Raw genomic sequence first — 19,545 nt, 5'->3', positions numbered from 1 at the left:
AGACCTCCGGTCCGTCGGGCCGGGCCCACAGGCGGGCGGTGCGGAGCCAGGGGCGGGCCTGTGGTTCACCTAGCGACACGCCGAGTTTTGAGACCAGGTCCGAAGGCGAGCGGTCAGCGGCAGAGGACGATCACCACGACCGAGGCGGCCGCGGCCAGCAGCAACCCGATCAACCCGAACGAAAGCGGCCGCTTCCGCCACGGGGTGTTGACGTCCAGCGCGATCCGCCCGGAGCCCGCGAGCAGGACGGTCAGCGAAGCCGCGGCGAGCAGGAGTTCGAACTCGAAGCCCTGCCCCTGCTTCTGGAAGAACCCGCCGCCGAACTTCACGTAGACGATGTTCGCGCAGACACCGAGCAGCGCGGCGGCGCCGATCGGGGTGAACAGGCCCACCAGTACGAGCGCGCCGCCGACCACTTCACTGATCCCGGTGATCCACGAAAGCAGCGTGGTCTGGCTGGTGTAACCGAATTCGCCGAGTGCCCTGGCGAAGCCGCCGACCCCCGGGCCGCCGAAGGCACCGAAGAGGTGCTGGAGCCCGTGCGCGCCCATCGTCACGCCGAGCACCACTCGCAGGACGAGCAGACCGAGATCGATCCCGCCCCTGGTCTCCGCCGGGGCGGGGCCGCTGTCGGCGTCGGCCACGTCCGAGATCATGCTGGTCTGATAGTCATCGCTCACGCGCGAAGGGTAGGGGAAACCGGCTCGTCAGGCGACCGAACCGCCGGACGTCCCCGTGTCGGGACGGACGGCTCGCGTGATCGGACGGACGACACGCGTGTCGGAACGGACGGCTCGCGTGACTGGACGGACGACACGGCGACGGAACCGGCCTCGAGGTGTGTCGTCCGTCCAGTCACGCGTGTCGTCCATCTGGACACGTGTGTCGTCCATGACGGCTCAGAACAGGGTCGCGGGCTCGATCGGTTCGGGCTCGGGCAACGGGTCGAGAGCGGGCACCAGGGCGCGCACGTCGTCGTGGAAACGGCGGGCGAGCGCGGGTGCGTCGTCGTTGTCGGGGGTGTGCACGAAAACCGTCGGCGACCGGCCCTCGCGCAGCCAGCCGGCGACCACCTCGGCCCACGGCCGCCATCCCGCGACGGTCTCCTCGGCCGCGTCACGGCCCAGATAGCGGACGATCGGCCGGTCGGTCAGCGCCCGCGTCCGCCGCGGCAGCCGGGGTTTCTTCGCCCAGGCGTCCTGTTCGGCCTCGCTGACCGGCGGACTCGCGAAGAAGACCTCGGTGTCGAACGGCACCCACTCGGCGTCCGCGTCGGCGAGAGTCCTCTCCAGCAGTGAGGTCGCTTCGGTGTAGAACGCCGGGTGACGCACCTCGACGGCGCGCCGGAGTCCGACGGGGAGGCGGCGCAGGAACCGGCCGAGGGCGTCGACGTCCGGTGGGCCGAACGAAGCGGGCAGCTGGGTCCACAGGACCGCCCGTTCGCCGAGCGGTTCGATCGCGTCCAGGAAAGCCCGCATCTCCGTCTCGACACCGGCGAGCCGTTTCTCGTGCGTGACGACCTTCGGCAGCTTGACCACGAACCGGAAGCCGGGACCGGTCTGCCGCGCCCACGTCTCGACGGTTTCCCTGGCCGGGGTCGCGTAGAAGGTCGTGTTGCCCTCGACCGCGGTGCACCAGCCCGCGTAGGCCCGCAGGCGCTCCCCGGCGGGCAGCGACCGCGGCAGGAACCGGCCCGCCCACGCCTTGTGCGTCCACATCGCGCACCCGACACGAAGATTCGCCACGATGCTCAGTATTCGCCGTGAACCAGGTTCTTCGGCAGCTCCCCGCCCAGATAGTGGCTCAATTCCCGCACCACCACCGCGTAGGCGCGCTGCCGCCGCCCGCTCACCGCGCCCGCGACATGCGGTGTCAGCAGCAATCCCGGCACGTCCCACAGCGGATGCCCCTCGGGCAGGGGCTCCGGGTCGGTGACGTCGAGGGCGGCGCGCAGCCGTCCCGACGCGAGTTCCGCGACGAGCGCGTCGGTGTCCACGACCGGGCCCCTCGACACGTTGACGAGGATCGCGTCGTCCGGCATCGCGGCCAGGAACGCCGCGTCGGCCATGCCCCGCGTATGCGGCGTGAGCGGCACCATCAGGACGGTGATGTCGTGTTCGGGCAGGAGGACGGGGAGTTCGTCGTTGCCGTGGACGCCCTCGCGGGCCGTCGCGCCCACCATCGTGCAGCGCACGTCGAACGTCTCCAGACGGCGGCGCAGATGCCTGCCGAGGTCGCCCGCGCCGACGATGAGCGCCCGTTTGCCCTGCAGGGTGTCGGTGATCCGGCGTTCCCAGTGCTTCCGCCGATGGCCGTCGGCGAAACCGCCGAGGTCCCGGTAGATCGTCAGGAGGACCGCGACGACCCACTCGGCCGAGCTTCCGCCGTGCGCGCCCCGGCAGGTCGAGAGCAGAACACCGTCCGGCACCTTGCCGACCCAGTCCTCGGCGCCCGCCGCCAGCAGCTGCACGAGTTTGATGTTCGGCAGTTCGCGCCAGAGTTCGTCGCTGGGCCCGTCACCGGTCACGAGGACCTCGGCCTCGGCGGCTTCGGCGGGCGCCGGCTCGCCGCGGCGGTACACCACCGGACGCACGCCTTCGATCTCCGAAAGCGCGGCCACTCCCTCTTCGTCGGGCACGAGAACGGTCACTGTCATGATCACCACGGTATCCAGTGGCTCTTACCCGTGGCTCACGTACGCCCACCTAGGCTGGGCCCGTGCGTACCCGGTACCGGCGGAAATGGACCGCGCCGCTGGCCATGCTGGCCTGCGGCGCGCTGATGCTCTCCGGTTGCGCCGAATTCGACAACACGGCCGCCGGGCAGAAGTTCACCCCGGTCAACCCGCCGTCACCCGAGGTCCCGCCACAGATCGGGCCGGGCGGTGAAGCGGGTGACGCCGGCCCCGGCCGGGGAAACGGGCCGAATCAGGCACCGACGCCCGTCCCGCCGCCGCAGGGCTGCAAGGACTTCGACAAGGCCGTCATCGCGACCTGTCTGGACACCGTCGCCGCCGTGGCCGCGATCCCCGGCGACGGCACCGCGCCCAGCGCCCTCGCCGGAGAACGCAAGAGCGGCCGGATCCTGCTCGCCGCCGCGGAGAAGGACCCGGCAGACTGGGCGACGGTTCCCGTGGACGGCTCCGGCGACGGCGGCCTCACGTCGCTCGCCCTCTCCCCCGGCTTCGCCGAAGACCAGCTCGTCTTCGCCTACATCACCACCCCGACCGACAACCGGGTCGTCCGCCTGGCGAAGGGCCAGGCGCCGAAACCGGTGCTGACCGGGATCCCCAAGGGGGCCACCGGCAACCGCGGCGCGATCGGCACCGACGCCAAGGGCGCGCTCCTGGTCGCCACCGGCGACGCGGGCAACCCCGGGCTCGCGGCCGATCCGGCGTCGCTGGCCGGGAAGGTGCTGCGCATCGACACCTCCGGCAAACCGGCGGCGGGCAACCCCACCGCCGGTTCGGCGGTTTTCGCCAGCGGCGTGCACTCCCCCGGCGGGATCTGCCGCGACCAGGCCGGTTCCCGCGTCTGGCTCACCGACAGGCTGGCCGACAAGGACGTCCTGTACCGGCTTCGCGGCGGCCAGCCGCTGAGCACCCCGGCGTGGAGCTGGACCGACAAACCCGGTGTCGCGGGTTGCGCCGATTTCGTCGGTGCCACCGGTCATCTCTCGATCGCGACCTCGATCGCGGGCAACCTGCAGAACCTGCCGGTCACCCCGGACGGGGCGGTGACCGGCAAGCCCAACGTCGTCATGGACGGCAAGGTCGGCAAGCCGCCGAAGACCTTCGGCAGGCTGTCCGCGATGAGCATGGTCAACCCGCAGATCGCGCTCGCCGGGACGATCAACAAGGACGGCGGTTCCCCGGTTTCGAGCGACGACCGCGTCGTCATCATCACGCCGTCGGCCAGCTCCGGCGGGGGCGGCAAGGACTGAGCGGTCCTTACCTGGACGGCCGCGGATGCGGCGCCGGGGTGAACCGCGTGAACGACGGCGCCATCGCCTTTTCCTTGGCCTGCGGGTCGAACAGCTCCGGCACGAGCCGGTAACCGTCCCCCAGCGCGTTCGCGGCGGCGGTGAGCCGGTGCGGTTCGGTGGACGGCCAGCGGCCGGTGTCCACCCGGGTCAGCAGGGTGCGCAGCAGCACGATCTCTTCGGCCGCGTTGAACGAGCAGTGGCCGCCTCGGCTCACGTAGGTCTGCCGCAGCAGCGTCGGATCGCCGTTGCGCCGGACCTGGTCGCCGTACCAGCGGGCCTGTCCCGCGACGGCGCCGCCGTCACCGGTGGTGTGCGTGGTCAGCACGGGCGACGGCGTGGTGCCGCGCGCCACGGTGTGGCGCTGCATGTAGGCCTGCGCCTTCGGATCCGCCGAAATCCGCGGAGCATCGGCGAGCCGGTTGAGGTCGGCTTCCAGATCGACGCCGCCCGTCCGGTAGGCCTGCCGCACCAGGTCGAGACCTGCGGACCGGGCGAGCTGACGCCGGTAGTCGATGCCGGTGTTCGACGACGGGTTCCCGCCTGCCCGGTGCTCGATCTCCGGGCGGGTGCCCGGTCCGTAGCCGAACAGGTAGGCGCCGGCGACCCACATCGCCTGCTGGGCGAGGCGATCGGCCAGTGCCGTCGGCTCCGGCTCGTGTGCGAGCGCCCAGCCCGGGACGGTGCCCAGCGCTCCGGCCAGCGCGATCCGCGCCCTGCCCGCGTCGGTCTTCTGCGCTTCGGCCACAGCCGCTTCGAGTGCCGCCTTCGAGGCCTCCGGGTCACGAGGCCGGACCAGGTCGATGTCCGCGTCCGGCGCCAGCAGGGTCTTGAGGGCGAAGAGGACGTCCAGCGCGGTGTTCCAGGTGCCCTGCGCGTCGTACTCGCCGCATTGCGCCAGGACGCCGTCGAACCGGCCCGGGTTGTCCTCGGCCAGCTTCAGGGAGATCACGGAGCCCATGGACATTCCGCTCGTGATGGTCCGCCGCGGCTCGCCCACGTTGGCCTCGAACCAGTCCAGCAGCGCGATCTGATCGGTCAAGGCCTCCTCGATCACGTGCCCGAAGACGCCCTTGTAGTTCGACGCGGCCAGCGCGTAACCCTGATCGAGCAACCATCTTTCGGTCTCCGGCCGGGTGGCCAGCATGATCTGCGCCGGCTTCCACGGATCCACGTAGAGGCCGTGGCTGTAGAGCACCAGCGTGCCGTTCCAGCGTTTCGGCACTTTGACCAGGTAGTCGGCGCCGTCGATGGTGCCCTCGTGGGTGCGCCAGCGCTCTTCGGCGGCCGCCGGGGCGGCGGTGAACAGCGCGCCGAGAAGGATTGCGACGAGCACGGTGACGAGTGTCCTGCGTGAAGTGGTCATGCAGGACAAAATAGGTGACCAAATGGTCACATGTCAATGCGGTACTCCGTCCGCCTCCCGCACATCCCGTAGCCGTCCTCCTCGGAAGGACCGGCGATCCGCACACCGGAGTGCTCCAAATGGCTCGCGTCGCCGTTCGCGAGCGCCCTCAGGTGTTCGCCGGTCAGTTCGGCGGCGGCCAGCGCACCGGCCCGCCAGCGCGGGAGCCAGGTCTCGACCTTCGGCGCGACCAACGCGACGGCCGCGCGATGGAAATCCCTCAGCGGGCCCGGATCTCCCGCGACGAGCGCGTCCCGGATCGGCAGGTAGCCCTCGATCGCGAGATCACGGCGACGGCGGGCCGCGTCGTCGTCCGCCGGCATCGCGGCGGCTTCGGCGTACGCGTCCGGGTCGGCAAGAACCGGCGGCGGGAAGGTGAAGACCGCGTCGCCCGCTTCGGGCAGCCCGCTGTTCTGCATGAGCACGGTGATCCGCAGATCGTCGCGTTGCACCATCCGGTGGACCGTGCCGGGCGCGAACCACACGACGACACCGGATTCGAGTTCGGTCTCCCGGTAGCCGCCGACGTCGAGCGTCTGCACGGCGCCACGTCCGCCGGTGACGACGTAGGCCTCGGTACAGGCGAGATGCAGATGCGGGCTGCCTCCGCACACCCCGTCCGCGGCTTCCCATTCATAGGCGCACAGGTGGGAAAGTCCGATACCACCGGGAAGAGGGAACACGATGACCTCCTCAAAGAAAGCGCTTTCTCATTGCCCTGTCGCATTTAGAGGACTAAATGCGGGAGAGGAATCAGGGACGACGGGTGCGGGTTTCGGCGCGGAGCACGCGGACGTCGAGGAACGCCACGACGACGGAGACCACTGCGGCCACCAGGCCGAGATAGCGGCCCAGGCCGGTCCCGATCTCGATACCGGCGGCGGAGAGGATCCCGCGCTGGTCGGCGTCGAACTGCCAGTCGAGGGTGGTCCAGCCGAGCACCATCAGCAGCAGCGCGCCGATGGCCGCCATCAGCCACAGATGCGGCAGACCCGCCCGGCGGACGGCGTCGACGCGGCCGAACAGCACGACCGCGAGGCCGGGCAGGAACAGGAGGAAAAGCGGCGCCCAGGCGAGGAAGCCCGAACGCCACGCGTCACGTGTGACGTCGGTGGCGGGCAACGTCCTCAGCACGTCTTCGATCTCCGGGCGCGAGGCGGTCAGCGTCGTCCACGGAAGGAACAAGGCCACCAGCGCGAGCAGCCCGGCCGCGAGGCCGAGCCACTCACGCCAGGTGGCCTTCTTCAGTGACAGCACAGCGAGATCAGGCACCGACTCGCTCGACGATCAGTTCGCGCACGCGTTTGGCGTCGGCCTGGCCCTTGGTGGCCTTCATGACCGCGCCGACGATCGCCCCGGCCGCGGCCACCTTGCCGCCGCGGATCTTCTCGGCGACGTCGGGCTGCGCGGCCAGCGCCTCGTCGACCGCCGCGATGAGCGCGGAGTCGTCGGAGACGACCTTCAGGCCGCGCTTCTCGACGACCTCGGACGGCGAACCCTCGCCGGCGAGAACGCCCTGCACGACCTCCTTCGCGAGCTTGTTGGTCAGCTCGCCGGCGTTGACCAGCGCGATGACCTCGGCCAGCTGCGCCGGGGTGATCGCCAGCTCCGCCAGCTCGATCTCGCGGGAGTTGGCCTCCTGCGCCAGCGTGTTGACCCACCAGCTGCGGGCCTCGTCCGGCGTGGCGCCCGCCTCGACGGTCGCGGCGACCAGGTCGACCGCGCCGACGTTGAGCAGGTCGCGCAGCGCCTCGTCGGTCAGGTTCCACTCCCGCTGGATGCGCTTGCGGCGCTCCGACGGCATCTCCGGCAGCGTCTTGCGCAGCTCCTCGACCCATTCGCGCGACGGCGCGATCGGGACCAGGTCGGGCTCCGGGAAGTACCGGTAGTCCTCGGCGGTCTCCTTGGTGCGGCCCGGCGACGTGGTGCCGTCGGCCTCCTGGAAGTGCCGCGTCTCCTGCTTGATGGAGCCGCCCTCGGCGAGGATCGCCGCCTGGCGGGTCATCTCGTAGCGCACGGCGCGCTCGACGCTGCGCAGCGAGTTGACGTTCTTGGTCTCGGTGCGCGTGCCGAATTCGGTCGCGTCCTTGGCCATCAGCGAGACGTTCGCGTCGCAGCGCAGGGAACCCTGGTCCATGCGGACGTCGGAGACGTCCAGCGCGCGCAGCAGATCCCGCAGGGCGCTCACGTACGCGCGGGCGACCTCGGGGGCACGGCCGCCGGTGTGCTCGATCGTCTTGGTGACGATCTCGATCAGCGGCACGCCCGCGCGGTTGTAGTCGAGCAGCGAATGCTCGGCACCGTGGATCCGCCCGGTGGCGCCGCCGACGTGCAACGACTTGCCGGTGTCCTCCTCCATGTGCGCGCGCTCGATCTCGACGCGCACGACCTCGCCGTCGTCCAGCGTCACGTCGAGGTAGCCGTTGAAGGCGATCGGCTCGTCGTACTGCGAGGTCTGGAAGTTCTTCGGCATGTCCGGGTAGAAGTAGTTCTTCCGGGCGAACCGGCACCACTCGGCGATCTCACAGTTGAGCGCGAGACCGATGCGGATCGCGCCCTCCACCGCCTTGCCGTTCACGACCGGCAGCGAACCGGGCAGGCCGAGACAGGTCGGGCACACCTTGGTGTTCGGCTCGCCGCCGAACTCGTTGGCGCAACCGCAGAACATCTTGGTGTTCGTGTTCAGCTCGACGTGCACCTCGAGGCCCAGCACCGGGTCGAACCGCTCGATGACGTCGGCGTAGTCCATGAGTTCCACTACGGCGGTCACTTCTTTCCTCCCAGCTCCGGAACCTCGTGCACCAGCGAGCCACCGTTGGCGGCGTCGCGCGCGACCTCGTACGCGGCGCCGACGCGGTACAGCCGGTCGTCGGCCATCGCCGGGGCCATGATCTGCAGGCCGACCGGCAGGCCGTCCTCATGCGACAGTCCACTCGGGACACTCATCGCGGCGTTGCCGGCGAGGTTCGACGGAATGGTGCAGAGGTCCGCCAGGTACATCGCCATCGGGTCGTCGACGCGCTCGCCGATCTTGAACGCCGTCGTCGGCGTGGTCGGCGAGACCAGCACGTCCACCTTTTCGTACGCGGCTTCGAAGTCCCGCGTGATGAGCGTGCGGACCTTCTGCGCCGAGCCGTAGTAGGCGTCGTAGTAGCCCGAGGACAGCGCGTACGTGCCGAGCATGATGCGGCGCTTGACCTCGGGGCCGAAGCCCTTCTCGCGGGTCAGCGACATGACCTCTTCGGCGCTGTGCTCGCCGTCGTCGGAAACGCGCAGGCCGTAACGCATGGCGTCGAACCGGGCGAGGTTCGACGAGCACTCGCTCGGCGCGATCAGGTAGTACGCGGGCAGCGCGTAGGTGAAGTTCGGGCACGAGACCTCGACGACCTCGGCACCGAGCGCGCGCAGCTGCTCGACGGCGGCCTCGAACGACCGCGACACGCCCGGCTGGTAGCCGTCGCCGGCGAATTCCTTCACCACGCCGACACGGACGCCCTTGAGGTCACCGGTCAGGCCCTGGCGGGCCGCGGCGACCACCGGCGGGACCGGCGCGTCGATCGAGGTCGAGTCCATCGGGTCGTACCCGGCGATGACCTCGTGCAGCAGAGCGGCGTCGAGCACCGTCCGCGCGCAGGGACCGGCCTGGTCGAGCGAGGAGGAGAAGGCGACGAGACCGTAGCGGGAGACGCCGCCGTACGTCGGCTTCACGCCGACGGTGCCGGTGACCGCTCCGGGCTGGCGGATCGAGCCGCCGGTGTCGGTGCCGATCGCGATCGCGGCCTCGAACGCCGCGATCGCCGCCGAGGAGCCACCGCCGGAACCGCCGGGGATACGGGCGTGGTCCCACGGGTTGTGGGTCGGGCCGAACGCGGAGTTCTCCGTGGAGGAGCCCATCGCGAACTCGTCCATGTTGGTCTTGCCGAGCACCACGACACCGGCCTCGCGCAGTTTGCGCGTCACGGTGGCGTCGTACGGCGGGAGCCAGTTCTCCAGGGTCTTCGAACCGACCGTGGTCGGGATGCCCTTGGTGGTCAGCACGTCCTTGAGCGCCAGCGGGACACCGGCGAGCGGCGACTTCGGCGCCTTGCCCTCGGCGACGTCGGCGTCCACCGCGCGGGCGGCTTCGAGCGCGCCCTCGGTGTCGACGTGCAGGAACGCGTGGATATGGTCGTCGACCTCGGCGATCCGGTCCAGGTGGGCCTGTGCGACCTCGACGGCCGACACCTCACGGGACTGGATCTTCTCCGCCAGCTCGGCGGCGGTCAGCTTGATGAGTTCGGTCACTGTTCTTCTCCCAGAATCCGCGGCACCCGGAAACGACCCTCTTCGCTGGCAGGCGCACCGGCCAGCGCCTGCTGCTGGGTCAGCCCCGGTCGGACCGTGTCCTCACGGAACACGTTGGTCAGCGGCACGGCGTGCGACGTGGGCGGGACATCCTCGCCTGCGACCTCGCTCACCTTGGCCACCGAGTCCAGGATCTGGTCGAGCTGGCCTGCGAAGACGTCCAGCTCCTCTTCGGTGACGGCAAGCCTGGCCAGCTTGGCGAGGTGTGCGACCTCGTCGCGGGAAATGTTGGGCACGCGGGTGACTCCCGGGGTGTGCTGTGCGGGTTCTGTCGGAAGCTGCAAGTCTATGGTGGCGGCGTCGGCGGACTCGACTGGGTTATGCCGCGGCCTGCGCTCCCATGTCGGGTAAGGAGTGCCTGGTTCGTTATCCCGCGTCCCGGACGTCGTGCCCCATTACCTCGTCCGGTCTGTCACAATCGGCGCCCGGCGTAGCGCGTTCCACGGCGAGGCTGGGACGCCTGAGGCGAGAGGGGCGCGTGTGTCGTTCCTGATCCGGGTCCAATTACCGGACACCCCGGGGACCCTCGGCGCGGTCGCCACCGCGCTCGGCACCGTCGGCGCCGACATCCTGAGCGTGGACGTCGTCGAACGGGGCGGCGGTGTCGCCATCGACGACCTCGTCGTCGAAATCCCCTCCGGCAGGCTGCCGGACGCGCTGATCACCGCCGCCGAAAGCGTCGACGGGGTCGAGGTCGACGCCGTCCGGCCGTACGCCGGGGTGCTGGACACCCATCGTGAACTCGAACTGGTCGAGGAGATCGCCGCGAAGCCCGCTTCGGGGCTGGAGATCCTCGCCGAAGGTGTGCCGCGGATCATCCGGGCGGGCTGGGCCGTCGTCGTCGAACACGCCGAGGCCGGCGCGATCCGGCTGGCGTCGTCCAACGCCGCGCCCGAAACACCCATCACCGACCTGCCGTGGCTGCCGCTGGAACGCGCCACCATCCTCGACGCCGAGGAGGCCTGGGTGCCGGAGACGTGGAAGGAACTGGGGACCGAACTCGCGGCGACGCCGCTGGGGAAGCCGGGGAAGGCGCTGCTGGTCGCCCGTCCGGGCGGGCCGAACTTCCGGGCGGCCGAGGTGGCGCGGCTGGCGCACTTCGCGGGGATCGTCGCCGTCGTGCTGGACAGCTGACCTTCGCGTTTCGTCCTCTGAATGCGGTCGTTGCGCGTGCAAGTACCGCATTCAGAGGACTAAACGCGGGGGTCAGGAGTCGAAGATCGCCTCGGCCCGAAGCCCTGGGACGACCTCGGCGATGCGCACATAGTCGACGTCCTTGTGGATCAGCACCGCCTTGTGCCGTACCGCCACCGCCGCGATGAGGCAATCCGTCGCGGAACGGACCCTGTGCCCATCCGCACGGACGGCGCGGGAGATCTCTGCCGCGCTCCTGAAGTCGATCGCGGGATCGACGCCCAGGTTCACGAAGCCTGCGAGGGTCCTCTCGAGACGCGGGAGCGCCTCGGCGCTCGCTCCCGCGAGCAATTCCATGACGATCGGCTCGGAGGTCACGATCATCTTCGGCTGCGCGGCCAGCTCGACGACCCGATCCCTCGCCCGGGTGGCACGTTTGCGAAGGAAGTCGATCCACACCGAACTGTCGATCAGGCAGCGTTGTTCAGGAGGCATCGCGCCACTTGCGATCCGCGGAGTCGTCGCGTAGCTCGTCCAGATCCGCTTCCCAGCCGATCCCTTCCAGCTCCAAGATGTCTGCGGTGGTGATCACCGGCGCCGCTTTCCGCAACGCGAAATCCACCGCGTCCTTCTTGGTCTTGAACCCATAGCGATGCATCACGGCAGCGACCAGCTCGTCATCTATGTCGATATTGGTCCGGCTCATACACCAACGATACACCAACTTGGTGTATGACTTCAGAGCTCCAGGCGGTACGCGATCAGGGTGATCCCGGGATGCGGCTCCCAGTCCCGCTCGGGCAGCCGCACGAAGCCGAGCCGCTCGTAAAGCCGGTGCGCCCGCTCCATCGTGACCAGGCTGCACAGCACCACCCTCGCGGCGGCGAGTTCCCGCGCCCGCGCGATGACCGCCCTGGTCAGGGCCTCGCCGATACCGCGCCCGGTCGCCGAGGGCAGCACCCCGAGCATGCGGAACTCCAGCTCGCCGTCGCGGGACAGCTCGGCGAAGGGCGTTCCCGGGTGGGCGACGGTGACCGTGCCGACGAGCGTGCCGTCCCCGTCCACCGCGACCAGCAGCTCGGCCAGCTCCGCCCGCCGGGCGGCGTCGAGCAGTTCGGTGGCGTAGCCCACGCCGTCGACGAGGCTCCGGTCCGCGGAGTACGCGGCCAGCGTGAGCTCCCCGACGGCCGTCAGCTCCTCCGGCCGCGCGGGCCGGATCTCCAGGTCACTCACCGCTCTCCTCCTCGCCGGTCGGCAGGGCGAGCTCGGCCGCGGCCTCGGGCCCGTCTTCCAGCAGCACACGGAAGCCGTTCTCGTCGAGCACCGGCACCTTCAGCTGGACGGCCTTGTCGTACTTCGTGCCCGGCGCGTCGCCGACGACGACGAACGCCGTCTTCTTCGACACCGAACCGGCCGCCTTCCCGCCGCGGGCCATGATGAACTCCTTGGCCTCGTCACGGGAGTAGTCGTTCAGCGAGCCGGTGACGACGATGGACAGGCCTTCGAGGTTGCGCGAGACGGACTCGTCGCGCTCCTCCTCCATCCGCACGCCCGCCGCACGCCATTTCTCGACGATCTCGCGGTGCCAATCGACCTCGAACCATTCCTTCGCGGCGCGCACGATCGTCGGGCCGACACCGTCGACGGCCGCGAGCTCCTCCTCGGAGGCGTTCTCGATCCGTTCCAGCGAACCGAATTCCCGCGCGAGCGCCTGCGCGGCCGTCGGTCCGACGTGCCGGATCGACAACCCGACGATGACCCTCCACAGTGGACGATCCTTGACCGTTTCCAGGTTCTCCAGCAGTTTGCGCCCGTTGGCCGAGAGCTCCCCCGCCTTGGTGCGGAACAGCTCGACCTGGAGCAGCTTCTCCTCGTCCAGGTCGAAGATGTCGCCCTCGTCGTGCACGACACCGGCGTCCAGCAGCGCCACCGCGGCCTCGTACCCGACCACCTCGATGTCGAAGACGTTCCGGCTCGCGAGGTGGAACAGCCGCTCCCGCCGCTGCGCGGGACAGAACTGGGCGTTCGGGCAACGGATGTCGATGTCGCCCTCCTTCTGGTACGCCAGCTCGGTGTCGCAGTTGGGGCAGCGCAACGGCATGACGAACTCGCGTTCCTCACCGGTGCGCGCGTCGGCGACCGGGCCGAGCACCTCGGGGATGACGTCGCCCGCCTTGCGGATGACGACCTTGTCCCCGATCAGCACGCCCTTGCGTTTGACCTCTTCCTGGTTGTGCAGCGTCGCCATCGCGACCGTGGATCCGGCCACCTTCACCGGCTCCATCACCGCGAACGGGGTGACCCGCCCGGTGCGGCCGACGTTGACCTGGATGTCCAGCAGGGTGGTGATCGCCTCTTCCGGCGGGTACTTGTAGGCGATCGCCCAGCGCGGCGCGCGCGACGTCGTGCCGAGACGGCGCTGCAGCGCGACCTCGTCGACCTTGATGACGACGCCGTCGATCTCGTGCTCGGCGTCGTGCCGGTGCTCTCCCCAGTACTGGATGTGCTCCAGCAGCTCCTTGCCCGAAGTCAGCACCTTGCTGTGCGGCGAGACCGGCAGGCCCCACGCGGCGAGCGCGTCGTACGCCTCGGACTGGCGCTTCGGCTCGAAACCCTCGCGTTTGCCGAGGCCGTGGCAGATCAGCCGCAGGTTGCGCGACTTCGTGATCTTGGGATCCTTCTGCCGCAACGACCCGGCGGCCGTGTTGCGCGGGTTCGCGTACGGATCCTTGCCCGCCTCGACCATCTTCGCGTTCAGCGCCAGGAAATCCTCGACGCGGAAGAACACCTCGCCGCGGACCTCGACCAGGGCGGGCACCGGGAACTCGTCCGTCGCGGTCAGCCGCTCCGGCACCTGCTCCAGCGTGCGGACGTTGAGCGTGACGTCCTCGCCGGTGCGGCCGTCGCCCCTGGTCAGCGCGCGCGTCAGGCGGCCGTTCTCGTACAGCAGGTTGATCGCGAGCCCGTCGATCTTCAGTTCGGCGAGGTACTTCGTCGCGCCGATCTCCTTCTGGACCCGCTCGACCCAGGCCTCGAACTCTTCGGTGTCGAAGACGTTGTCGAGGCTGAGCATGCGCTCGAGGTGGTCGTGTGCGACGAACTCGGTGGAGAACGTGCCGCCGACGTTCTGCGTCGGCGACTCCGGTGTCACCAGCCCCGGATACTCGTCCTCGATGGCCTGGAGTTCGTTGAGCAGCTCGTCGAACTGGCCGTCGGACACGATCGGTGAATCCAGCACGTAGTACCGGAACTGGTGGCCGCGGATCTCCTCCGCCAGCTGGGCATGCCTTTCGCGGACGTCGGCTGGCACGTCCGTGACGTCCTGTGCGGGCTCGGGGTTTTCGGGAAGTTCGCTGCTCACGGGGGTAACCCTAGTCGGGGGTACCGACATTTCCGGACAGCCTGCCGACCACCTCGCGCAGTTCCAGCAGGGTCAGTTGCCCGTCCTGGGCCTCGGTCACCAGCTCGACCTTGCCCAGCCGCTCGGCCGCGACACGCTCACCCAGCGTGGCGTCCAGCGGCAGGAAGGTCATGGTCGTCCGGGTCTCCGGCGCGAGCTCGTCGATCAACGGATGGAAGACGGTCACGTCCACCCGTCCGGCTGATTCGTCGACCTTCGCGGTCACCCGGACGTCGGCGAGCGCGATCCGGGTCTCGCCGAGGTTGACGGTGACTTCACTCGGATCGGGGACGGGCGGCACGGAGTCGTGGTACTCCCAGATCGCGTCCTCCGGCGGTGCCGCGGCCTTCCACGCATCGGTGTACGGGCGCAGTTCCGGATCCTCCTGGCCGGTCAGCACCAGCGAGTAGATCGCCCGGTGCCCGCGATCGAGGGAGAAGTGCAACCGCGGGTGCAACGCCTCGACGATGGTGCAGAGGTCGTGTTCCACTCGATGCGGTTCACGGTCGCCGAGGGCGGCGCTGACCTCAGGCAAGAGCGCGAACCACGCCTCCCAGAACGTCGCCGCCGCGGCGGCCGCGTCCTCGGGGACCGGCTGCTCCGGCCAGGCGGTGCGGGGGTCGGGAACGTCCTCGGATTTGCGGGAACGGCGGAACAAACGCATGACGGGCACGCTACCGCGCCGCTCACCAGCCTTCAGGCGGTTCGGTGAAAGCCTTGCCGGCCTCACGGCTGAGCGTGAGCGCGCGGCGCATCCACTCGGGAGTGGCACTCGCGAGCCCGCACGCCGAGGTCGGCACGACCTGCTCCGCGAGGATCTCGCGGCGGAAACCGAGCCGGTCGACGAGTTTGAGCACGGGCGAGACCACGTCGCGCAGCTCCACCGGAACGCCGGGGTCGGTGGTGGGGACGAGGCCGAGCATCAGCGTCGTGCCGGAGTCCAGCGTCTCGCCGATTTCGTCGAGCAGCGCGGGCGAAGCACCTTTCAGCAAGGCGAAATCGAACGCGATCGCCTTCGCCCCCGCCGCGCGCAGCAACGAGATCGGCGGCTTTTCGGCGCAGCAGTGCACCGCGACCGGCTGACCGGTGATGCGCTCCGCTCCTGAGATCACCGTCGACAGCAGTTCGCGGGCCTCCGGCGCGGGCACGGCGGGAACGGTGCCGTAGCCGGACGCCGTCGGGAGGTCACCGGCGAGGACCGCGGGCAGCGACGGTTCGTCGAACTGGATCACGACGGGCGAGCCGATGCGCGACTTCAGTTCCTCGACGTGCCCGGCCAATCCGTCGAGCAGCGACGCGGCGAAATCACGCAACGCGCCCTTGTCGGTGAGGACGCGGTGCCCGCGCGGCAATTCGACGTTCGCCGCGAGCGTCCACGGGCCGGCCACCTGGATCTTGAAGGCGGGCGGCGCGGCGCCCGCCTTCTCCCTCGCTTCCTGGACGGCGTCGAGGTCCCAGTTCATCAGGTCGACGGCCCGACGGTGATCGTGCCCAGGACGGGCGGCGACCCGATAGCCGCTCGGCACCACCTCGACGGCGAGGTCGACCAGCAGCGCCGCCGTGCGGCCGATCATGTCGGCACCGACGCCGCGGGCGGGAAGTTCGGGCATACAGGGGAATTCGGGCAGTTCGCCGAACACGATCGAAGCGGCCTCGACCGGATCGGTACCGGGCAGGGAACCGATCGCGGTGGCCGCGCCAGGGGGCCAAGGTCGTTCGTTCACACCCGGATTCTCCCCTTGGTCCGAGTGTGTGAGGAGGCGGGGCACGCCGAGGACACGGACATTCGACGCAATTGCCGTCGACGAGCCCGCGACGGCACTGAGCGCATTACGCTGACCTGCCATGACGAGCTCTCCACAGCCCGCCGGCTGGTATCCCGACCAGCAGAACCCCCGGGTGTACCGGTGGTGGGACGGGCAGGCCTGGACCGCGAACACGCGGCCGTCGCACGACGCCGAGATGATCGAGCTGGACATCGAAGGCGCGCCCGACCCGGACAAGATCCGGGCGCAGGCGGCGAGGGGCACCCAAGGCCGGGCCACCGGGGTGGTCGGCGGCGGAACGCTGTTCTCCGAACCCGTGCTGGTGGTCAACCAGCGCGCGAAACTCATCGAGATGTCGAACGAGTTCGGCGTGTTCGACCAGAACGGCAACCGGCTCGGCGGCGTCGTCCAAGTCGGGCAGAGCACGTTGAAGAAGGCCATCCGGCTGCTCACGAACTACGACCAGTTCCTGACCCACCGCTTCGAAATCCGCGACGCGAACCACAGCACCGTGCTGAAGGTGACGCGGCCCGCGAAGGTGTTCAAATCCCGGTTCCTGGTGACGAAGGCCGACGACTCCCCCATCGGGGAGATCGTGCAGGAGAACGTCTTCGGCAAGATCCGGCTGGGGTTCGTGGTGAACGGCCAGAAGGTCGGCGGGATCTTCGCGGAGAACTGGCGGGCGTGGAACTTCGCGATCAAGGACCACGCCGACGTCGAGATCGCGCGGATCACGAAGACCTGGGGCGGTTTCGTGAAGGCCGCGTTCACCACCGCCGACAACTACGTCGTCGAGATCCACCGGCCGCTGCGGGATCCGCTGGCGTCGATGGTGGTCGCTTCCGCGCTGACCATCGACACCGCGCTGAAGCAGGACGACAAGGGCTGAGGATGCGCCTCGTGAGTGGTAAGGACGGTTAGAACCGTCGCTACCACTCACGAGGCCCCAGACCGAACCGGACGCTTCGCGCGTCTGAGTTGGACGGCACGTGTGATCAGACGGACGACACGCGTGACTGGAGGGACGACACGTGCCCGCAGCCGGGTCCGCCGCGCGTCGTCCTCCTGGACACGTGTGTCGTCCATCTGATCACGCATGTCGTCCCGCCAGACACGCGAAACCACCCTTCCGTAGTGACCGGGGTCTCACCCCGCTCAAGTGGACACTCGGCTTCCGGCGGCACAAAGTGGGGGGACTGGGCGGCACAGCGGAGTGCGTCCGGGACGGAGGTCACCATGGAGCCGTTGCCCGAAGACGGCGAACGGGACTGGGCCGAGCCAGGCGTCTACACGGTTTCGCCGGGGATCCACCGGATCCCGCTGCCCCTGCCGCAGGACGCACTGCGCGCGGTCAACGTCTACGTCGTCACCGACGGCACCCGCCTGGTCCTCGTGGACTCGGGCTGGGCGCTGGAGTCGGCGCGCGAGCGGCTTTCGCGCGGGTTGAAGGCGCTCGGCGCGGATCTCGGCGACATCGACGAGTTCCTGATCACCCACGTGCATCGCGATCACTACACCCTCGCCGTGGAGCTTCGCCGCGAGTTCGGCGGCAAGCTCGGGCTCGGGAAACGGGAAGAGCCGTCGCTGGTGCGCTCCGGCGATCCGGACCGGTTCCCGATGGAAGCGCAGGTCGGCCTGCTCCAGCGTTGTGGCGCGGACCCCGTCGTCGAGGAGCTCGCCAAGGCCTTCGGCGGCGTCCGGCACACCGAGGCGCATCTGTGGGAGCAGCCCGACGAGTGGCTCGTCCCCGGCAAACGCGCGATCGTGCCCGGCCGCGAATTCGACGTCGTGCACACGCCGGGCCACACGGACGGCCACGTCGTCTTCGTCGACGACGAGGCGGGGCTGGTGTTCTCCGGCGACCACGTGCTGCCGCACATCACGCCGTCCATCGGCTTCCAGCCGGTGCCCACCGAACTGCCGCTGAGCGACTACCTCGACTCCCTGCGGCTGGTCCGCGAGATGCCGGACCGGCGCATGCTCCCCGCGCACGGCCCCGTCACCGGCAGCGTCCACGCCCGCGTGGACGAATTGCTGGAGCACCACCGCGACCGGCTCGAAGTCATGGGCGCCGAGATCACCGAGGACGTCACGACGGCGTACGAGGTCGCGCTGCGGCTGGGCTGGACGCGCAAACAGCGCAAGCTGCCCGACATGGACCCGTTCAACCAGATGCTCGCCGTCCTCGAGACCGGTTCGCATCTGGACCTGCTGGTGGCGCAAGGGAAACTCACCGCGACCGAGACCGACGGGGTGCGACACTACGCGTCATGATCATCCGTCAAGCACGCCGGGAAGACGTCGCGGCGATCGTCGGGATGCTCGCCGACGACCAGATCGGCAGCACCCGTGATTCGGCCGACGACCTCACGCCGTATCTGAAGGCCTTCGAGCAGATCGACGCCGATCCGGCGCAGCTGCTGATCGTCGCCGACGACGACGGGGAGGCCGTCGGAACGCTCCAGCTGTCGATCATTCCCGGCCTGGCGAGGAAAGGCGCGCTGCGCGGGCAGATCGAGGCCGTCCGGGTGCGGGCGAGCCATCGCGGTTCCGGTCTCGGCGGCGAGCTGATGGCGTGGGCCATCGACGAATCGCGGCGGCGGGGCTGCGCCCTCGTGCAGCTGACGTCGGACGTGAAACGCGAGGACGCGCACCGCTTCTACGAGCGCCTCGGCTTCGAGGCGACGCACACCGGCTTCAAGCTGAAGTTCTGACTTCTTCCACCTCGGCGCCCCGGAACTTCCTTGATTCACTTGCAGGGTGACCTGCCGACCCGCCAGGTCGCACCTCTGCGCAGCCTATTGCACCATTCAAAGGGTACGAATACACTTTCATGTGTGGACGATACTCACCTTGGCGAGAGTAGCTGGCTCCTCGACGACGAAGAGGTACTAACCCTCGAACGCATCGGGAGCACGTTGCGGCGCGGCGATGGCCACGTCTTCATGCGTGAGGGCGAGGCGAGTGACTTCCTGCTGCTCATCAAGAAGGGGCACGTCAAGGTCACCACCGGCCAACCTCCTCGGATCGTGGCCCTTCGAGGCCCCGGGGAGACGATCGGCGAACTGGGCGTGATCGATGATCAGCCACGGTCAGCGACAGTGATCGCCTGGGGCGAGGTTGAAGCACTTCACGTCCCGGCAAACGAACTGCGAGCCTTCCTTGATCAGAACCGCAGGGCGGAGCGAGCCTTGCACGCGGCAGTCCGCAAGCGACTCGGGGAAGCAACCCGCAAGATCTCCGATTCCGATCTGATGATGGAACGTCGGCTGGCGAAAGCAATAATCGAGCTTTACCAGAATGGGCTGTGCGAAATCATCGACAGCGTTCCGACCATTCGCCTGAGCCAGAAGGACCTAGCTTCGATGACCGGCGCCTCGATCGAAGCGACAAAGAAGATCATCCGCGTCTTCAAGGAAAGCGGACTGGTCAACACCGGACGATTTCAGCTCCGCTTGACCGACGCCGACGCGCTGCGCAAAATAGCCGACGGCAATCCCACCTCATCGTGGTGA

21 protein-coding genes are annotated in these 19,545 nt (G+C 69.2%); 6 read left to right on the top strand and 15 right to left on the bottom strand.

The genetic code is table 11. The features are described 5' to 3' along the window. Positions 1 to 113: 113 nt before the first annotated feature. The 3 genes from ACFWIW_RS33480 to ACFWIW_RS33470 all read right to left on the bottom strand — a co-directional run bounded on the left by ACFWIW_RS33480 (position 114) and on the right by ACFWIW_RS33470 (position 2,656). Positions 114 to 656: a DoxX family protein gene (locus ACFWIW_RS33480; protein WP_378372159.1), complete on the bottom strand. Its 543-nt coding sequence runs from the start codon at positions 654 to 656 to the stop codon at positions 114 to 116. A 243-nt stretch (positions 657 to 899) separates the two neighbouring features. Continuing rightward, positions 900 to 1,718, bottom strand: a complete 819-nt coding sequence (locus ACFWIW_RS33475) for a DUF72 domain-containing protein (protein ID WP_378372158.1) — start codon at positions 1,716 to 1,718, stop codon at positions 900 to 902. Between the two features lie 32 nt (positions 1,719 to 1,750). After that, the gene (locus tag ACFWIW_RS33470; RefSeq protein WP_378372145.1) at positions 1,751 to 2,656 is read right to left on the bottom strand and encodes a 2-hydroxyacid dehydrogenase; all 906 of its coding nucleotides are present in this window, start codon (positions 2,654 to 2,656) and stop codon (positions 1,751 to 1,753) included. 62 nt (positions 2,657 to 2,718) lie between these two features. Between ACFWIW_RS33470 and ACFWIW_RS33465 the strand changes: the two genes are divergently transcribed. After that, positions 2,719 to 3,942, top strand: a complete 1,224-nt coding sequence (locus ACFWIW_RS33465; protein WP_378372144.1) for a PQQ-dependent sugar dehydrogenase — start codon at positions 2,719 to 2,721, stop codon at positions 3,940 to 3,942. Between the two features lie 7 nt (positions 3,943 to 3,949). Here the strand turns inward: ACFWIW_RS33465 and ACFWIW_RS33460 are convergent, their stop codons facing one another. The 6 genes from ACFWIW_RS33460 to gatC form a co-directional block, all read right to left on the bottom strand. Next, positions 3,950 to 5,347, bottom strand: a complete 1,398-nt coding sequence (locus ACFWIW_RS33460; RefSeq protein WP_378372143.1) for a DUF6351 family protein — start codon at positions 5,345 to 5,347, stop codon at positions 3,950 to 3,952. A gap of 26 nt (positions 5,348 to 5,373) precedes the next feature. Beyond that, entirely contained in the window at positions 5,374 to 6,069 is a 696-nt protein-coding gene (locus tag ACFWIW_RS33455; RefSeq protein WP_378372142.1) for a cupin domain-containing protein, read from the bottom strand. Between the two features lie 70 nt (positions 6,070 to 6,139). Next, positions 6,140 to 6,658 carry a hypothetical protein gene (locus ACFWIW_RS33450; protein ID WP_378372141.1) on the bottom strand — a complete coding sequence of 173 codons (519 nt, stop codon included), beginning with the start codon at positions 6,656 to 6,658 and terminating at the stop codon, positions 6,140 to 6,142. Beyond that, the gene (gene gatB / locus ACFWIW_RS33445) at positions 6,651 to 8,156 is read right to left on the bottom strand and encodes an Asp-tRNA(Asn)/Glu-tRNA(Gln) amidotransferase subunit GatB (RefSeq protein ID WP_240600545.1); all 1,506 of its coding nucleotides are present in this window, start codon (positions 8,154 to 8,156) and stop codon (positions 6,651 to 6,653) included. Before gatB ends, ACFWIW_RS33450 begins: the two co-directional genes overlap by 8 nt. Next, on the bottom strand, positions 8,153 to 9,670 hold the full coding sequence (gatA, locus tag ACFWIW_RS33440) for an Asp-tRNA(Asn)/Glu-tRNA(Gln) amidotransferase subunit GatA (protein ID WP_378372140.1): 1,518 nt from the start codon (positions 9,668 to 9,670) through the stop codon (positions 8,153 to 8,155). The genes gatB and gatA overlap by 4 nt, the downstream gene beginning before the upstream one ends. Beyond that, entirely contained in the window at positions 9,667 to 9,966 is a 300-nt protein-coding gene (gene gatC, locus ACFWIW_RS33435) for an Asp-tRNA(Asn)/Glu-tRNA(Gln) amidotransferase subunit GatC (RefSeq protein ID WP_005162012.1), read from the bottom strand. The genes gatA and gatC overlap by 4 nt, the downstream gene beginning before the upstream one ends. A gap of 244 nt (positions 9,967 to 10,210) precedes the next feature. Here gatC and ACFWIW_RS33430 point away from each other — a divergent pair, with 244 nt between their 5' ends. Beyond that, entirely contained in the window at positions 10,211 to 10,864 is a 654-nt protein-coding gene (locus ACFWIW_RS33430) for an amino acid-binding protein (protein ID WP_037341914.1), read from the top strand. A gap of 72 nt (positions 10,865 to 10,936) precedes the next feature. Here the strand turns inward: ACFWIW_RS33430 and ACFWIW_RS33425 are convergent, their stop codons facing one another. Genes ACFWIW_RS33425 through ACFWIW_RS33400 form a run of 6 tightly spaced genes read right to left on the bottom strand, consistent with a single transcriptional unit; the run spans position 10,937 to position 15,988 of the window. Next, positions 10,937 to 11,359, bottom strand: a complete 423-nt coding sequence (locus tag ACFWIW_RS33425) for a PIN domain nuclease (protein WP_378372139.1) — start codon at positions 11,357 to 11,359, stop codon at positions 10,937 to 10,939. Next, entirely contained in the window at positions 11,349 to 11,570 is a 222-nt protein-coding gene (locus ACFWIW_RS33420; RefSeq protein WP_240600537.1) for a type II toxin-antitoxin system VapB family antitoxin, read from the bottom strand. The genes ACFWIW_RS33425 and ACFWIW_RS33420 overlap by 11 nt, the downstream gene beginning before the upstream one ends. Positions 11,571 to 11,602: 32 nt before the next feature. Continuing rightward, a complete protein-coding gene (locus ACFWIW_RS33415) occupies positions 11,603 to 12,097 on the bottom strand; it encodes a GNAT family N-acetyltransferase (protein ID WP_378372138.1) in 495 nt (164 codons plus the stop codon). Further along, positions 12,090 to 14,225 carry an NAD-dependent DNA ligase LigA gene (ligA, locus tag ACFWIW_RS33410; RefSeq protein WP_378372137.1) on the bottom strand — a complete coding sequence of 712 codons (2,136 nt, stop codon included), beginning with the start codon at positions 14,223 to 14,225 and terminating at the stop codon, positions 12,090 to 12,092. Before ligA ends, ACFWIW_RS33415 begins: the two co-directional genes overlap by 8 nt. A 10-nt stretch (positions 14,226 to 14,235) precedes the next feature. After that, a complete protein-coding gene (locus ACFWIW_RS33405) occupies positions 14,236 to 14,928 on the bottom strand; it encodes a hypothetical protein (protein ID WP_378372136.1) in 693 nt (230 codons plus the stop codon). A gap of 22 nt (positions 14,929 to 14,950) precedes the next feature. After that, positions 14,951 to 15,988: a methionine synthase gene (locus tag ACFWIW_RS33400; protein WP_378372135.1), complete on the bottom strand. Its 1,038-nt coding sequence runs from the start codon at positions 15,986 to 15,988 to the stop codon at positions 14,951 to 14,953. Between the two features lie 121 nt (positions 15,989 to 16,109). Here ACFWIW_RS33400 and ACFWIW_RS33395 point away from each other — a divergent pair, with 121 nt between their 5' ends. From ACFWIW_RS33395 to ACFWIW_RS33380, 4 genes are all read left to right on the top strand, one after another. After that, positions 16,110 to 16,919, top strand: coding sequence for a phospholipid scramblase-related protein (locus ACFWIW_RS33395; RefSeq protein ID WP_378372134.1), 810 nt, complete (start codon positions 16,110 to 16,112; stop codon positions 16,917 to 16,919). A gap of 347 nt (positions 16,920 to 17,266) precedes the next feature. Then, entirely contained in the window at positions 17,267 to 18,304 is a 1,038-nt protein-coding gene (locus ACFWIW_RS33390; protein ID WP_378372133.1) for an MBL fold metallo-hydrolase, read from the top strand. Continuing rightward, a complete protein-coding gene (locus tag ACFWIW_RS33385; RefSeq protein WP_378372132.1) occupies positions 18,301 to 18,744 on the top strand; it encodes a GNAT family N-acetyltransferase in 444 nt (147 codons plus the stop codon). Before ACFWIW_RS33390 ends, ACFWIW_RS33385 begins: the two co-directional genes overlap by 4 nt. Positions 18,745 to 18,867: 123 nt before the next feature. Next, positions 18,868 to 19,545: a Crp/Fnr family transcriptional regulator gene (locus ACFWIW_RS33380; protein WP_378372131.1), complete on the top strand. Its 678-nt coding sequence runs from the start codon at positions 18,868 to 18,870 to the stop codon at positions 19,543 to 19,545.

Origin of the sequence: Amycolatopsis sp. NPDC058340 (assembly GCF_042723975.1) — a bacterium.
Taxonomy (GTDB): Bacteria; Actinomycetota; Actinomycetes; order Mycobacteriales; family Pseudonocardiaceae; genus Amycolatopsis.
This window is presented reverse-complemented; position numbering and strand designations above follow the sequence as displayed.